A 15,733-nucleotide genomic window follows, 5' to 3' on the forward strand; every position below is an offset into this window, starting at 1 on the left:
GCGACGTCAGCCGGAGAACGGCTCGAAGCTGACCACTGTCACCTTGATGTCGGCGCCGCTGGGGGCCGTGTAGGTGCAGGTCTGCCCCGGCCGGCCGCCCAGGATCGCCTTGCCGAGCGCGGACTCGGGGCTGTAGACGGTCAGGTCGGTGGTGGCCGCGATCTCCCGCGAGCCGAGCAGGAAGGTCTCGGTGTCGTCGGCGTCGTCGTCGAAGTAGATCGTCACGACCATGCCGGGTGACACCGCGTCCGCTGCCGGCGCTCCGCCGACCTTCGCGGTGCGCAGCAGCTCCTGCAGGTAGCGGATGCGACCCTCGGCCTTGCCCTGCTCCTCGCGGGCAGCGTGGTAGCCGCCGTTCTCCCGCAGGTCGCCCTCTTCACGCCGAGCGTTGATCTCGGCAGCGATCACCGGGCGGTTGGCGATGTGCTCGTCGAGCTCGGCCTGGAGACGGTCGTGCGCGTCCTGGGACAGCCAGGTGGCGGGCGCCTCGTTGCCAGTGGACACAGGCGTTCTCCTCAGTTGTGCGTGGCTGGCTGACAGGTGAACTACCAAGTTACCAGTGCGGTACGACACAGCGTGTCGGCCATCACCGCGGGTGTCCGGATCCGACACCGCGGGTAGGCGCCCTCCGAGCCCGGTGGCGAAGGCTGTTTGGGCAGCTCAGGCTGGGGGTCGACAGCGCAGAACCTCGCCGATGAACGGCCGCGCGGTGGTGGTGAGGCGGTGTCGGGTCGTCACGTGCCGGTTGCCGGGCTGCGCGGTCACGGTGATCTGGTCACGGGCCACCTCGACACCCGCGCGGTCGCGGGCGCGCAGCACGCAGAGCGCCGATCCGCCCGCCGGAACTGTCACCCGAAAGTCGACCACCACCTGCGTGTCCGTGATGTTGGTGTAGGTGATCACCTGGGCGTCGTAGACCGGGTCGCCGTACTGGCGGTAGAGCCGCACCGAGATCACGGTAAGCGTTCCCACGAGCGCCAGCAGCACCAACGCGGCCAGCAGGCTACGACGGCGTTCTCCGCCGGGCGCCCGGCGACGGCCGTAGCGTCCGGCCGGGAAAACCGGAGCGCCGGCTGAAATTGTGGCGTGCGTCTCGGTCACCGGCGGGTATCTCCTGGCGTTGTTGTCGGCGGCGTCGGCAAGAATGACAGAGTCCATCCTCCCACCCGGTCCAGAGGCAGGAATGGCAGGTCGCGACCTGCGGTGCTGGCCGGCGACAGGGTGCGGTGAGCAGAGCAACGATCCCGGCAGGTCAGCCGGTCGAGCCCGGTCGGGTCCACCGTCCGGCACAGACGAGGAGTGCCAAAGTTGGCAGAGCAGCTGCGACTCATGGCCGTGCACGCGCACCCGGACGACGAGTCGAGCAAGGGTGCGGCGACCATGGCCAAATATGTCGCCGAGGGCGTGGATGTCCTGGTCGTGACGTGCACCGGCGGGGAGCGCGGCAGCGTGCTCAACCCCAAGCTCGACCGCCCCGACGTCTGGGCCAACATTGGCGAGATCCGCCGCGCCGAGATGGACGCCGCCCGGGCGATCCTCGGTGTCGAGCAGGCCTGGCTCGGCTTCGTCGACTCCGGGCTGCCCGAGGGTGACCCGCTGCCGCCGCTGCCGGAGGGCTGTTTCGCCCTGCAGGACGTCGAGGTGGCCGCCGGCCCACTGGTGCGGCTGATGCGCGAGTTCCGTCCGCACGTGGTGACCACGTACGACGAGGAGGGCGGCTACCCGCACCCGGACCACATCATGTGCCACAAGGTGAGCGTGGCCGCGTTCGAGGCCGCCGGTGACCCGGAGCGCTACCCGGAGCTGGGCGCGCCCTGGCAGCCGCTGAAGCTCTACTACGACATCGGCTTCTCCAAGGCCAAGATCATGGCGCTGCACGAGGGCATGCTGGCCGCGGGCAAGGAGTCGCCCTACGAGGAGTGGCTCCAGCGCTGGGAGGACCGTCCGGACAAGGGCCCCCGGATCACCACCCGGGTGGAGTGCTCCGAGTTCTTCCCGGTCCGCGACGACGCGCTGCGCGCCCACGCCACCCAGGTCGACCCGGACGGCTTCTGGTTCCACGTTCCGATGGAGTTGCAGCGTCACGCCTGGCCAACCGAGGATTTCCAGCTCGCCCGCTCGGTGGTCGACAGTCCGCTGCCCGAGTCTGATCTCTTCGCGGGGGTGCGGGAGACGGCGCACGCACGCTGATTCCGGGCGGAGCTACCCTGGTAACCAACCGCACATCGGAGGAACGCCATGCTGACCGCTGCCCAGGTGCTCGCGGAGAACAACTTCGGAGACACCCGCACGGGTGGTCTGGCCGGGCCGATGGGCCTTTTCCTCATCCTGCTGCTGGCCGCCGCGACCATCCTGCTGATCCGCAACATGAATTCTCGGCTGCGCCGCCTACCGGACCGGTTTCCGCAGCAGACCGGGCCGGTCGACTCGACCAGGGTCGATGCCGCAGTCGTCGATCCGACAGACGGGACCGGAGGGCGTGATTCCTCCGCCCCTGGTCCCAATGGGCACCAGCAGCACCGGAACGGGTAGCCCGCACGTGAATCACGCCGAACCGGGTGGTCGCCCCCTGTTGCGACCACCCGGTTTGGCTTAGCCTTCCGCCGGGGGACCAAAAGTCTCCGAGCCGTGTGCGGAAGGGGGCGCCGATGACCAGCACAGCACCGGCCGCCCGCCGTATCGCGGGTCGGTCGGCTGACGGGGGAGGTCGATGACCTCCGGTCCGGCCGGCGCTCCGTTCGACCGGCTCGGGGTGCGGGGCACCCCAGGCCGCCTGCTCGTGCTCACCGCCGCCGTCACCGTGACCGCCCTGGTCGCCTCCGCGGTCGGGTTGACGCTTCCCGCCCGGCTGCCGGCCGACGACCTCCTCGGTGGGCCGGCCCGATTCGGCATCGCGGTCGCCGTCCTCGCTCTCGCCCAGCTCGCTCGGCTGCGGTTCCGGTCGGCCGCGGGCATGGTCAGCATCACCTGGGGCGAGGCGGCGTTGATCGTCTGCCTCTACCTGACACCGGCCGGCTGGTTGCCGTCCGCCACGCTGCTCGGCACCGGCCTGGCCTGGACGGTGCTCTCCCTGCACACCGACCGCCGTCCGGCCCTGGAGATCGTCCGGATCGCCGCGTCGCTGGCCGCCGCGTCGGCACTTGCCGTCTCCGTGGCCACCGCGCTGGGGCGGCCGTTACTCGCCCCGCCCACCCCGATGCTGGCGTTGGCCGTGATCGCCGGGTCGGTGACCTACCTCCTGGTGACCGCCTGGCTGGGCGGGGTGACGCTGGGCCTGCGGCACGGGCTGCCGATCGGGCCGCCGCTGCTCGCCGCGCTGCGCGGCAAGCTGCTGATGTTCGTCGGCAACGTCGCGGTCGGTCTGGTGGTCGTAGCCCTGTTGGAGCTCGACGCGCGCTGGTTGCTGTTGCTCCCGCCGCTGCTGTGGTTGCTGCAGCAGACCTACCGCTACCGGCTGCGCTCCGATCAGGAGCGTCGCACCTGGCGAGCCTTCGCCGAGGCCACGGCGGCCCTCAACCAGCTCGACGAGCGGGGCGTGGCCAGTGCGGCGGTCACCGGGGCGCTGACGCTGTTCAACGCCGAGCTGGTGGACGTCGAGGTGGCTCGTACCGAAGGCCGGTGGCACCGGTACCGGGGAGACGCCACCGGCCAGTTCGTCGACCGGGAGACGGGCCCACCGGACCGGCCCGAGCCGGACGAGCACGAGCTGAGCCGGGCGCTGTCCGTCGGTGCCGCGCCGGTCGGTCGGCTGCGGGTCCGGTTCCCCCGCTCTGCCCCACCCAACGCCCGGGAACGCGACGCGGTGGCCGCGTTCGGCGACGCGCTCGCCGCCGCCCTGCACGACGCCGCGACGCACCGAGAGCTGCGACTGGTCACCGCCCGTTCGTCGTACGAGGCGGTGCACGACCCGCTCACCGGGCTGGCGAACCGGGCGGCGATGCTCGGCAAGGGCGATCAGTCGCTGCGGCAGCTCGCGCACGATCATCCGGTGGCACTGCTGCTGTTGGACATCAACCAGTTCAAAGAGGTCAACGACACCCTCGGTCACGCCGCGGGTGACCAACTGCTGCGGCTGACCGCGAACCGGCTCAACGTGCTGGCCCGCCCCGGCGATCTGCTCGGCCGCCTTGGCGGCGACGAGTTCGCGCTGCTGCTCACCGCGGTGCCGGTGCTCGGCGACCGGGCCGCCCCGATGGCGTACGCACTGCGTCAGGCCCGCGAGATCGCCGAGCGACTGGCCGCGCCGACCGAGGTGGCCGGCGTCCGAATGTCGATCGAGGTCTCCGTGGGGGTGGTGGTGGCCGATGCCGGCACCGCCGACCTGACCGAGCTGCTGCGCCGGGCCGACATCGCGATGTACCAGGCCAAGGAGGGCGGCGGCAACGTCGCCGCGTACGACGGCACCCGCGACGCCGCCAGCACGGATCAGCTTGCCCTGCTGGCGGAACTACGCGAGGCGCTGAAGGTCGACGACCAACTGGTGTTGGCGTTGCAACCGGCTGTCGACCTGGCCACCGGCGCGCCCACCGGGGTGGAGGCGCTGATCCGCTGGCAGCATCCCCGGCGCGGGTGGCTGAGCCCGGCCGACTTCATCCGGCCGGTGGAAAACAGCGAGCAGCTCGGCACCTTCACCCGCTACGTGCTGGACAAGGCCCTCGGTGTGGCCGCCGGCTGGGCCCGGGAGGGCCTCGACGTCCCGATCTCGGTCAACCTGTCGGCGCGCAGCCTGCTCGACCCCCGCCTGCCGGCGGAGATCGCCGAGGCGCTGCGCCGCCATCAGGTGCCACCGCACCGGCTCGTCCTGGAGATCACCGAGACGGTGGTGATGAGCGAGCTGGAGGTCATCGACGAGGTGCTGGCCACGCTCCGGTCGATGGGCGTGCAGCTCGCGGTCGACGACTTCGGCACCGGATTCTCGTCGCTGACCTTCCTCACCCGCATCGCGGTCGACGAGCTGAAGGTGGACCGCTCCTTCGTGATCCGGATGGCCGACTCACCGGAGGCCGCCGCGATCGTCCGGACGACAGTGGGCCTCGCCCACGAGTTGGGGCTGCGGGTGGTCGCCGAAGGGGTGGAGACCGCCGAGCAGCGGATGGCCCTGGCCGAGCTGGGTTGCACCTCCGCGCAGGGCTACCACTTCTTCAAGCCGATGCCGGCGGACAAGATCAGTGCGGTGCTGGGGTCGCTACGGGACTCGGCGGAGTCGAACGTGTTCCGGCTGCGCGCCGACGGCGCCTCCTGACGGGTCCGGCCGGACCGGGCGACCGCCCGGAGCGGTCCGCCGGGGGTGGTTATGGTCGTCGGGTCCGTGACGCCGCGTCGGTCGTCATGGGTTACCGCCAACGGCGGGCCGGGCCGTGAGAACGGTGGTGACCCGGCTACCCTGCTCGACCCAGCGTCGACTCGTGGGACAAATCCAGTCTGCGACCCGCAACGAAGTTTGATACAGACTGACGAGCGGCCGATTGAACATCGGTTCGTGGTGGGCCATCCGGTTTCGTGCCTCGTGTAGCGAGCCGACCGCTTCGAAGACGACTACACGCCGCTGACGAGAAAAAGCCTTGTGAAGGCAGGGATGCCACAGCCCACGGTCGTACCGACGAGCGAGAAGGAACCGCCAAAAACCAAGGTTGAGTTCTGCGACGACGCGTCCAGACGTTTCGGGCCGCCTGTCACGTACGGCACGAAGCCTCGCCTTGGCGATGTCATGGAGGGCCTCGGTGAACAGGAAACCGTTCGGTAGCGCCGAAGATCGGGGGTTGAGGTACCAGCGGGGCTCGCCGAAGGTTCGGGCAGACCATGCTTCGAGTTCGCGGTGTAGGGCGTTTCGCAACAGCACCTCGACGTGGCCCAAGGTTGCCGAGAGCGCTGTGGTGACCTCCACGTTCCACTGATATAGCGCGAGTGCTGCCCGCAGATCGCCGCCGCATGCCACCTTGTACGGATCAAGGCGCTCAGGTGAGAGGCGCTGTTCGAGCACCATCAGCTCTGCCACCTGCATGCCCGTCTCCCGCTCCTCGTCAACGTGCGCTACGATTCAGTCCGAAGACCCCGGTCCGCCTCTGCCCGTGAGGGCATGCCGCCGGGGTTTTGTAATGCGCTGAGTCCGATCAGATGGGCCCCACGGCCGTTCTCTGTGGGAGACTGCCGGGCTAACGCTCCCAATCGTAGAGACTGACGATTGGGAGCGCAAGGTCAGCTGCGCTCAACTTGGTGTCGAAGTACATAAAGCTGCTTGCCGCTCGGCACGTGGACGTAGGTCCAGCCGTTGATCGTTGTGCCGGTCTGCTCCGCAAGCGCTCGTGACGGAGTTGAGAACGACCTTCCGTCTGCAAGCTTGAGCCAGCCTCGCGGCGTGACGGTTACCTCGTGAACCATGCCCCGTCTCGGCTGCTTGTGCCGTAGAACGTCTCCTGGAGCGAGAAGGCCGGCGTTGATCAACGGCAACAGGGCTCCAGGTCGACGCAGCAAACGCTTTCTGGTCGGTACGGTTTTCTCCTGTGGCTCCTCCGAGCCTCCGCTGAGAAGCAGCCGGCGCAGCACGTCGTTCGGCGTGTCGACCAGTGGCTCGCAGTGCTGCTGCAGGAAGGCGAACACTTCGTCATCGACTTCGATGGTGCGTATGGCCATAACGGTCCTCAAGTCTTCCGATCGTCACAACTCCGCTAGCGTACACGACGATTTAGAGATTAGACTGCCCTCGCCGCGCCGACCGGCTACCGGGACCGAGGAGGAAGCCAGCCGGCGGTGTGAAGCCTTGGCGTGAGAGGCTGGGAGTCGTGAACCGGCTCTCTGGCAGCACTTCCCCCTACCTCCTCCAGCACGCCGACAACCCGGTCGACTGGTGGCCCTGGTCGGACGAGGCGTTCGCCGAGGCGAAACGGCGCGACGTGCCGGTGCTCATCTCGGTGGGTTATGCCGCCTGCCACTGGTGTCACGTCATGGCGCACGAGTCGTTCGAGAACGAGCAGGTCGGCGCCCTGATGAACGACAACTTCGTGTCGATCAAGGTGGACCGGGAGGAACGCCCGGACGTGGACGCCGTCTACATGACTGCGACCCAGGCGATGACCGGCCAGGGTGGCTGGCCGATGACCGTCTTCGCCACCCCGGACGGCACACCGTTCTTCTGCGGCACCTATTTCCCGCGGCCCAACTTCGTCCAGTTGCTCCAGTCGGTCACCACCGCCTGGCGGGAGCAGCGCGAGGCGGTGCTGGGCCAGGGGGCCGCGGTGGTCGAGGCGATCGGTGGCGCGCAGGCCGTGGGTGGCCCCACCGCCCCGCTGGACGCGCCGCTGCTCGACGCCGCGGCGGGCAGGCTGGCCGGTGAGTACGACGCGACGAACGGCGGCTTCGGTGGCGCCCCGAAGTTTCCACCGCACATGAACATGCTCTTCCTGCTGCGTCGCCACCAGCGCACCGGTGACCCGCGCAGCCTGGAGATCACCCGACACACCGCCGAGGCGATGGCCCGAGGCGGCATCTACGACCAGCTCGCCGGTGGGTTCGCCCGCTACTCGGTGGACGCGCACTGGACGGTTCCGCACTTCGAGAAGATGCTCTACGACAACGCGCTGCTGCTGCGGGTCTACACCCAGGTGTGGCGGCTCACCGGTGACCCGTTGGCCCGTCGGGTGGCCCGCGACACCGCCCGCTTCCTCGCCGACGAGCTGCACCGGCCGGGGGAGGGTTTCGCGTCCGCGCTGGACGCCGACACCGAGGGCGTCGAGGGGCTTACCTACGCGTGGACTCCCGCGCAGCTCGTCGAGGCGTTGGGCGAGGACGACGGCCGCTGGGCCACCGACCTCTTCGCCGTCACCGAGGAGGGCACCTTTGAACACGGCATGAGCGTGCTCAGGCTCGCCCGGGACGTCGACGACGCCGCGCCCGAGACCCGGGCCCGCTGGCAGCAGGTGGTCGGGCGGCTACTCAGTGCCCGGGACACCCGCCCGCAGCCGGCGCGCGACGACAAGGTGGTGGCCGCCTGGAACGGGTTGGCGATCACCGCGATCGTCGAGTTCCTCCAGGTCGCCGCGTTGTCCGCCTCCCCGCAGGACGAGGACGCCAACCTGATGGAGGGCGTCACCATCGTCGCCGACGGCGCGCTGCGTGACGCCGCCGAGCACCTGGCCGCCGTACACCTGGTGGACGGCCGGCTGCGCCGGGTCTCCCGCAACGGCAAGGTCGGCGATCCGGCCGGTGTTCTGGAGGACTACGGCTGTGTGGCCGAGGCCTTCTGCGCGCTGCACCAGCTCACCGGCGAGGGCCGTTGGCTCACGCTGGCCGGTGAGCTGCTGGACGCCGCCCTGGCACACTTCGCCGCGCCCGGTGGTGCCTTCTACGACACCGCCGACGACGCGGAGCGGCTGGTCGCCCGCCCGGCCGACCCGACCGACAATGCCACCCCGTCCGGCCGGTCGGCCCTGATCGCCGGGCTGGTGGCGTACGCGGCGCTGACCGGGGAGACGCGTTACCGGGAGGCCGCCGAGGCGGCGCTCGCCACGGTCGCGCCAATCGTCGGGCAGCACCCCCGGTTCGCCGGGTACGCGGCCATGGTCGGCGAGGCGCTGCTCTCCGGGCCGTACGAGATCGCCGTGGCGACCGACGACCCGGCCGGCGACCCCCTGGTGGCCGCCGCTCACCGGCACGCCCCGCCCGGGGCGGTGGTCGTCGCCGGGCGTCCGGACCAGCCCGGTGTGCCGCTGCTCGCCGACCGGCCGCTTGTCGACGGGCGGTCCGCCGCGTACGTCTGCCGGGGTTTCGTCTGCCAGCGGCCGGTCACCTCGGTGGAGGAGCTGGTCGCCGAGCTGGGCTGAGCGCACAGTAGTTGCCCACGTCGCACGCCGGGTGGCCGCCGCGGCGCTTCCGGGGCGGGTCGCCGGCCCACCGGGTGGACGTGCCGAGGGCCCGGATAGGCTGGCCGCGCTATGGATTCCCGTACCGGTCTGCCTGTTGTCGGCATGGTGGGTGGTGGCCAGTTGGCCCGGATGACCCACCAGGCCGCGATCGCCCTCGGCCAGTCACTGCGTGTGCTCGCGACCGCCCCCGAAGACGGCGCGGCGCTGGTCGCCGCCGACGTCCAGTACGGCGACCACACCGACCTGGCCGCCCTACGCACCTTCGCCAAGGGCTGCGATGTGGTCACCTTCGACCACGAGCACGTGCCCTCCGAGCACATCCGCACGCTGGCGGCGGAAGGGGTGACCCTCTATCCGCCGGCGGACGCGCTCCTGCACGCCCAGGACAAGCAGGTCATGCGGGAACGCCTGACCGAGTTGGGTGCGCCCAACCCGGCGTGGCGCCCGGTCGGCGAGCCCGCCGACCTGGTCGGCTTCGGTGCGCGGGTCGGCTGGCCGGTGGTGCTCAAGGCCGCTCGGGGTGGCTACGACGGTCGGGGCGTCTGGATGGTCGACGACGCCGACCAGGCCGCCGAGCTGGCAGCCACGCTGCTCGCCGGCGGCACCCGGCTGATCGTCGAGGAGCGGGTGCCGCTGCGGCGGGAGTTGGCCGTGCAGGTGGCCCGCTCGCCGTTCGGCCAGGTGGCCGCGTACCCGGTGGTCGAGACGGTGCAGCGGGACGGCATCAACGTGGAGGTGCTGGCCCCGGCACCCGACCTGGACGAGGAGCTGGCGGTCGCCGCCCAGCAACTCGCCATCGACCTGGCCACCGCGCTCGGTGTGATCGGTCTGCTGGCCGTGGAGCTCTTCGAGGTGCGTGACGAGGCCGGTCGGCCCGCGATCGTGGTCAACGAGCTGGCGATGCGCCCGCACAACTCCGGGCACTGGACCATCGAGGGTGCCCGGACCTCGCAGTTCGAGCAGCATCTGCGGGCGGTGTTGGACTACCCGATGGGCGACACCGCGTTGACCGCGCCGGTGGTGGTGATGGCGAACGTGCTGGGCGGCGAGCCGGGTGGGATGTCGATCGACGAGCGGTTGCACCACCTCTTCGCCGCCGAACCGGGTGCCAAGGTGCACCTGTACGGCAAGCAGGTGCGACCCGGCCGCAAGATCGGGCACGTCACGGTGCTCGGCGACGACCTGGACGACGTACGGGCACGGGCCGCACGGGCCGCCCGCTGGCTGCGCGAGGGGCACGAGTGACGTCCTCGGGCGAGAAGGAGACCCCGGTGACCACGGTCGGGCTGATCATGGGCAGCGACTCGGACTGGCCGACCATGCGGGCCGCCGCCGAGGTGCTGGACGACTTCGGCGTGGCGTACGAGGTGCGGGTGATCTCGGCGCATCGGACCCCGGTCGCGATGATCGAGTACGGCCGGGACGCCGCCGACCGGGGCCTGAAGGTGATCATCGCCGGGGCTGGCGGTGCCGCCGCCCTGCCGGGCATGGTCGCCTCGGTGACGCCGCTGCCGGTGATCGGTGTGCCGGTGCCGCTGAAGCACCTGGACGGCATGGACTCGCTGCTGTCCATCGTGCAGATGCCGGCCGGGATCCCGGTCGCCACCGTGTCGATCGGCAACGCCCGCAACGCGGGTCTGCTGGCCGTACGCATCCTCGGCGCGAACGACGAAACCCTGCGCGCCCGGATGGCCACCTACCAACAGGACCTGGAAAAGCTGGTAGCAAAAAAGGAAGCCGCCCTCCAAGCAACACTCCCCTAACCCCTCCCGGTCAGGCCGCAGCCGCGTCGATCATGGAGTTGTGGTGCCGGCAAGAAGGCGCTACGGGGCTTTTGTCACCCACCACAACTCCATGATCGACACACGAGGGCGGTTGGTCCCGGAACCCGGACCACTCGCCGCGCCCACTCACGCAGACTGCCGTGACCCTCCGGTTTATCTCATGCCGCGTAGGGCGGTTTGTAGGCGTTCCTGGGCGCGGCGGCGGCGTTCGTTGCTCGCGCCGAGCACGAGGAGCAGGATGCCCACCGGAATGAGCACCAGCCACGGGCCGAGGCTGAACAGGGCGTGGATCGCGGTGATCGCGGTGACCGACGCACCCACGATCACCGGTGCCTGCTGACGGCTGGACGAGCCGAAGATCAACACTGCGACCGCGCCGAGCAGCAGGAGCATCTGCCGCAGCGTGCTGGACTCGGTGGCCAGCACGATGGCCAACGTCGGCACGAAGGTGGCTACCAGTGCCGGCCCGTACGCCACCCAACTGCTCAGGTCCGGTCGGTGCCGCAGCTCCAGGACGCCAACGAGGAGGGCCAGCGCGGCGAACGGCAGCGTATACGCCTCGGGCAGCGCCACCTCGGCGACCCGCATCAGGATCCACCACGCGGTGATCTCGCAGACCACCACCGCCCAGAACAGGATCCGGCGTTCCACCGGCCGGCGACCGGGCCGGGTCGCCGCCACGCCGAGGACCGCACCCCAGGCGGCCAGCAGGGCGGCGATGTGTCGGGGCGAGTCGAAGGCGAGCGCCAACGCGATGAGCGCCGCAGCGTACCCGGTCCATTCCACGGTGGAGGCTTCCCGCTGCGCCTCGGGGCGGCGCAGCCGAGGCAGGGTCGCGGCGAGCACCTGGAGGACCGCCCCCACGGCGAGCACTCCGAACGCGGACCAGACCGCGGCCAGCCCGGCGACCAGGCCGACGGTGAGGACGAAGAGCTGCGCCATGAGTGAGGCGAAGAGCCAGCCGAGGATGCGCGCCCGTTGGGTGGTGCCGAACAGAGCCGCCACCATGCCGACGCCGACACCGCTGCCGAGGGTGAACAGGGTCATGTGCCGGTCGGCCAGGCTGCCGGCGAGCCCGGCGCTGCCACCGGCCAGACCCATGACGAACACCAGCACCCGGGCCAGCCGCAGCGAGCGGGCCCGCTCGACGAGCGGCGGCGGTGGGGTCAGCGCGAGGCCGAGCATCGCGATGGTGAAGACGGAGAGCGCGGCAACGGTGCTGGCGGGCCAGGCCCAGCCCAGCGCGATGGGTGCGATCAGCAGCGTGACGGCGGCTCCGGGCAGCACCACCGGGACGGCACGGGAACGTCGACCACCGCTGAAGCCGGTGGCGGCGAGTGCCGCGGTCGCGGTGAGCAGCAGCGCCGTCAGCACGTGGGTCGGATTGACCACGTCCGGTGGTGGGGTGAGCAGCTCCGGCGGTGGGCCCTGCCAGATCCGGGTCAGGGTGCGGTGCGGCTCGACAAGCGCGGTGAACAGCGCGGGTGCGATCGAGACGAGGGCCAGGGCGGTCGGCAGGGCCGCCGCGGCCAGCGCACCCGCCGCCGGGTTGACCCGCCAACGGCGTCGCTCCGGGTCGTCCGGCAGTCGCCGTAGCGCGCCGTCGAGGCGTACCGCCCAGCGCCGGACCGGCTGGGCGGAGCCGGCGGGCGGCACGGTGGCCGCGCGGATCAGCTCGGCCAGCACGCCCAGCAGGGCGGCGGCGGCCGCGTAGACACCCGCGGGGAGGCCGGTGGGGATGGCGGCGAGGGCGCTGATGCTGGCCCCGCCGACCACCGCGACGCTGACCCAGGGCAGATATTGCGGCACCTGCCGGCGGACCGCGGCCACGGCGGCCAGGCCGAGGCTGGACGCGGCCAGCGCGGCGGTCAGCACCACCTGCGTCGAGTTGTCGAATTCGGCGGCCAGTGCCGCCACCGCACCGGGAAGGGCGAGCAACGCGCCACCGATCGCCGCGCCACCGATCAGCACCAGGTGCGGTGGCATCCCCTCGGTGTCGATGTCGGTCACCTGTGGGCCGGCCAGGACACGTGCCAGCATCGCCACCACCACGCCGATCAGCGCGATGCTGCCCAGGGCCAGTGCCGTGGTCCAGGGCCGGACCAGGCCGGCTCCGGCGGCGTGCAGCGCGACCACCCCGGCCACGGTCGCCCGGGACAGCCCGGCCCGCGCCTCCTCCGTGGCCACCGCGGCCATCCCGTAGACGGTGGCGACCATTCCGCCCACCAGCACCGGCGACCACCAGGCCAGATCGAACGCGGCCGGCGCGCCGATCGTGGCCAGCACCACGGCCCCGCCGGACACGTCCCACCGCCAGGGCGGGGGGAGCAGGATGCCGGCGGCGAGAGCCAACAGCGCCAGCGCGACGGGTGCCTGCCAGGTGGCGCCGCCCACGGGCGAGGCCGGCCAGCCGCTCAGGTCGCCCTGCCAGATCGGACCGGGCGTGGCCAGCACGCCGACCCCACCGCGCGCCGCCGACCAACCGGCGAGGACGCCGATGAGGAGACCGCCGACGGCGAGGCCGAGGATCGGCCCGCGTCGCCACTCCTCCGGCATGGTGCGTGCCCCCACGGCGACCACCAGGAGCAGGGCGGCGGCCACCGCCAACTGCCCGCCCGGGGCGAACACCGCCCCGATCCGCACCAGCGTGGCGATCAGGGCGGTGGTGACCGCCGCGGCGGCCAGGTCCGAGCCGTCGAGGGTGAGGTCGGCGCGACGGCCGGCGTCGATGGACGGGGCCAGGAAGAGCAGCACCGCCGCGACCAGCAGTAACGCGCCCACCCAGGCGTCGGCGACTGTCGCACCGGGCGCCCCGAACGCGGCGGCGGTGACCAGCAACGCGCCCAACCCGGTGCCGACCGACAGCGGTGCGGGGATGCGGCGCTGGGAGACCTGCACGATGGCCGCGTAGCCGAGGGTCACGCAGACCGCCAGGAAACTGGCCGCCAGGACCGGGACTGTCACCTCCCGGAGGCTGGCCGGGGTGGGGGTCGGGTCGATCGGCATGCTGGCGGCCACGAACGCGGCCACCGCACCGGGCAGCGCGAACGCCGCGCCTCCGGCGGCCCAGGCGGTGACCGTGTCGGAGGCGGCCGAGGCGATCCGGATCCGGGGTGCCAGCGCGGCAAGCGTGCCGGCCGCGAACAGGGTGAGCAGGACCGCGGCGGTGAGGGCGGGGCGGGACAGGCTGGCGCCGGCGCCGAGCAGGCCCACCACGGCCGCCCCGATGGCGTGCGCCGCCGCGGCCCGGTCGGTGCGGGCGGAGAGGCCGATGACCCCGATGCCGATCGCGGTGACCACCATCGGCCAGGGCGCCATCGCCCAGCCGAGGCCGAGCGACGCCGGCACGGCCAACGCGGTCAGCGCCGCGCCGGCGACCGCGAACTCGCTGCGGATCTCCGTGGGCAGGGCCAGCACCGCCGCGATGGTGAGCAGGAACGCCGCGCCGGCCAACTGCCAGGAGGTCGGCCCGACGGCCGCCGCCAACTCGGCCGGATACCGGCCGAGGTCGGCATCCCAGGCGGGCAGTGCCGCCCGGACCGGTGCCAACCCGGCGCGTAGCGCGCCTCCGGCGACCACCAGCCCGCTGACGGTCAGCGCCACCGCCGAGGCGATCTGCGGGCCGCGGCGGGCCGCCTCGGGCACCGCACGCACGGCCAGCCCGGTCACCGTGATGACCGCCGCGATCAACAGCAGCGCACGACCCGGGTAGGCCACCGAGGCGATCCGACTGAGCGCGCCGATCACGGCGAGGGTGACGATGCCCGCCGCGACGTCGGGCAGCGGCGGTCGGCGCAGCACCAGCGCGCCGGCCAGCCCGACCATGGCGGCCAGCAGCAGCACCACCCCGGCGCCGGTCGCGGTCGGCACGGTCTGCGCCCGGAGGAGGGCGGTGGTCGCGTACGCCAGGGCGACCGCGACCGCCACCGCGTGCAGCAGCCAGGTCAGCTCGCGCAGGCCGGGAACCGGACGGGACGGTCGTGTGTCGGCGGAACCCGCGCTGGCGTCGATCAGCTCGGCGACTTCCTCCGGGTCGCCCTCCGGCCGGGTCTCGGCGCCGCGCTGCCGGGGTGTCGACGTGGTGGTGTCCGAGGGCGGCAGGTCCTGCGGGACGGGGCGTTCCAGGGCAACGCCGGAGCGGGCCAGCCAGAGGTCGACGAGGGCGACCAGGGCCAGCACCAGCGCCCAGCCGCCCGGGCCGGTGATCCGGTCGTACGCCAGCAGCGGCAGCACCGGCTGCGCGGCGAGCACGGTGGCGAAGCGGGGCGCGCGCAGACCCGTCCAGCCGGCGTACCCGAACGCGACGGCGGCGGTGACCGCGAAGATCACCCCGGCGAAGACCGTGCCGGACGCGCCGCCGGCGCCGATCCGGTCCACGGCCCAGAGGGCGTTGCCGGCAAGCGGCACCAGCAGCAGGCCGACCGCGGCGATGGTCTCGGCGGTGGAGGTGAGCCCCCGGCGGGCCAGCGCCGGCGGGGCGAGCAGCATCAGCACGGTGGCCAGGAGCAGGATGCCGAGCCGGGCCAGTGCGTCCATCGAGCTGGTGGCGACCACGGCGAAGACCACCGCGGAGACCGCGAGCAGCAACGCGCCCAACCCGAGGGGGATGTTCTGTACCTCGCGTGACGAGGCCTCCGGAGGATGCTCCGGATCGTCCGCGTCCAGCCAACTCGCCCGCGGCGGCGGAGGCGGCGGGTCCTCCGGCGCGGGCGGAGTGCCCTGGCGGGGCACCCGGGGCGGCGCCCCGGTGGTGGCCGTCGGCGGCCGACGGCCGGGGCGGCGGCGGAGCACCCGGCGCGGCCGGGTGGCCTGCTTGAGTCGTTCCTCCCCGGCGTGCGCGAGGATGTCCCGCTGGAAGAGCGCGGCCTGCATCTTCGCGGCGATCTGCCGCTGCTCGCGGGCGATGGCGGCGTCGCGCGCCTTCATCTCCGCGATCGAACGCTCGATATCCGCGAGGTGCTCGACCCACTGCGGCTGGTCAGCCCCGCAATGCGGGCACTGGACGGCCGGCTTGATCTCCCGACCGCACGAGGAGCACTGAAAGGTCGCCACGACACCCCTCCACCCGCACTGTGGACTCCCACTGTCGCA

11 protein-coding genes are annotated in these 15,733 nt (G+C 72.0%); 6 read left to right on the forward strand and 5 right to left on the reverse strand.

Annotated features, from left to right (window positions below; all coding sequences use genetic code 11):
- Positions 1-6 precede the first annotated feature (6 nt).
- Both greA and AB0B14_RS30620 read right to left on the reverse strand, forming a co-directional pair.
- Positions 7-504 carry a transcription elongation factor GreA gene (gene greA / locus AB0B14_RS30615; RefSeq protein ID WP_357078998.1) on the reverse strand — a complete coding sequence of 166 codons (498 nt, stop codon included), beginning with the start codon at positions 502-504 and terminating at the stop codon, positions 7-9.
- 156 nt (positions 505-660) lie between these two features.
- Positions 661-1,101 (reverse strand): DUF4307 domain-containing protein, encoded by a 441-nt coding sequence (locus AB0B14_RS30620; protein WP_357079093.1) that lies wholly within the window; start codon positions 1,099-1,101, stop codon positions 661-663.
- A 207-nt stretch (positions 1,102-1,308) separates the two neighbouring features.
- On the opposite strand from AB0B14_RS30620, the gene mca reads away from it, so the two are divergent.
- The 3 genes from mca (at position 1,309) to AB0B14_RS30635 (ending at position 5,242) form a co-directional block, all read left to right on the forward strand.
- Positions 1,309-2,190 (forward strand): mycothiol conjugate amidase Mca, encoded by an 882-nt coding sequence (mca, locus tag AB0B14_RS30625; protein ID WP_357079001.1) that lies wholly within the window; start codon positions 1,309-1,311, stop codon positions 2,188-2,190.
- Positions 2,191-2,238: 48 nt separating this feature from the next.
- Positions 2,239-2,532, forward strand: a complete 294-nt coding sequence (locus AB0B14_RS30630; protein ID WP_357079005.1) for a hypothetical protein — start codon at positions 2,239-2,241, stop codon at positions 2,530-2,532.
- 178 nt (positions 2,533-2,710) lie between these two features.
- Positions 2,711-5,242, forward strand: a complete 2,532-nt coding sequence (locus AB0B14_RS30635) for a bifunctional diguanylate cyclase/phosphodiesterase (RefSeq protein WP_357079009.1) — start codon at positions 2,711-2,713, stop codon at positions 5,240-5,242.
- A gap of 84 nt (positions 5,243-5,326) precedes the next feature.
- Here AB0B14_RS30635 and AB0B14_RS30640 read toward each other — a convergent pair whose 3' ends face one another.
- Both AB0B14_RS30640 and AB0B14_RS30645 read right to left on the reverse strand, forming a co-directional pair.
- Complete coding sequence (locus AB0B14_RS30640) at positions 5,327-6,001, reverse strand: hypothetical protein (RefSeq protein WP_357525580.1); 675 nt, start codon at positions 5,999-6,001, stop codon at positions 5,327-5,329.
- Between the two features lie 194 nt (positions 6,002-6,195).
- Complete coding sequence (locus tag AB0B14_RS30645; protein ID WP_357525581.1) at positions 6,196-6,630, reverse strand: hypothetical protein; 435 nt, start codon at positions 6,628-6,630, stop codon at positions 6,196-6,198.
- Positions 6,631-6,779: 149 nt separating this feature from the next.
- Between AB0B14_RS30645 and AB0B14_RS30650 the strand changes: the two genes are divergently transcribed.
- The 3 genes from AB0B14_RS30650 to purE all read left to right on the forward strand — a co-directional run bounded on the left by AB0B14_RS30650 (position 6,780) and on the right by purE (position 10,621).
- On the forward strand, positions 6,780-8,816 hold the full coding sequence (locus AB0B14_RS30650) for a thioredoxin domain-containing protein (RefSeq protein WP_357525583.1): 2,037 nt from the start codon (positions 6,780-6,782) through the stop codon (positions 8,814-8,816).
- 111 nt (positions 8,817-8,927) lie between these two features.
- Positions 8,928-10,103 (forward strand): 5-(carboxyamino)imidazole ribonucleotide synthase, encoded by a 1,176-nt coding sequence (locus AB0B14_RS30655; protein ID WP_357079016.1) that lies wholly within the window; start codon positions 8,928-8,930, stop codon positions 10,101-10,103.
- Positions 10,104-10,129: 26 nt separating this feature from the next.
- The gene (gene purE, locus AB0B14_RS30660; protein ID WP_357525585.1) at positions 10,130-10,621 is read left to right on the forward strand and encodes a 5-(carboxyamino)imidazole ribonucleotide mutase; all 492 of its coding nucleotides are present in this window, start codon (positions 10,130-10,132) and stop codon (positions 10,619-10,621) included.
- 174 nt (positions 10,622-10,795) lie between these two features.
- Here the strand turns inward: purE and AB0B14_RS30665 are convergent, their stop codons facing one another.
- Positions 10,796-15,694: a permease gene (locus AB0B14_RS30665; RefSeq protein WP_357525587.1), complete on the reverse strand. Its 4,899-nt coding sequence runs from the start codon at positions 15,692-15,694 to the stop codon at positions 10,796-10,798.
- Between the last annotated feature and the right edge of the window lie 39 nt (positions 15,695-15,733).

The organism is Micromonospora sp. NPDC049171 (assembly GCF_040648275.1).
Classification (GTDB): domain Bacteria; phylum Actinomycetota; class Actinomycetes; order Mycobacteriales; family Micromonosporaceae; genus Micromonospora.

Bases quoted from the DNA above. Each gene is read 5' to 3' on its own strand.
- AB0B14_RS30630 (WP_357079005.1), top strand. From the start codon at position 2,239: ATGCTGACCGCTGCCCAGGTGCTCGCGGAGAACAACTTCGGAGACACC.
- AB0B14_RS30635 (WP_357079009.1), top strand. From the start codon at position 2,711: ATGACCTCCGGTCCGGCCGGCGCTCCGTTCGACCGGCTCGGGGTGCGG.
- AB0B14_RS30640 (WP_357525580.1), bottom strand. From the start codon at position 6,001: ATGCAGGTGGCAGAGCTGATGGTGCTCGAACAGCGCCTCTCACCTGAG.
- AB0B14_RS30645 (WP_357525581.1), bottom strand. From the start codon at position 6,630: ATGGCCATACGCACCATCGAAGTCGATGACGAAGTGTTCGCCTTCCTG.
- AB0B14_RS30655 (WP_357079016.1), top strand. From the start codon at position 8,928: ATGGATTCCCGTACCGGTCTGCCTGTTGTCGGCATGGTGGGTGGTGGC.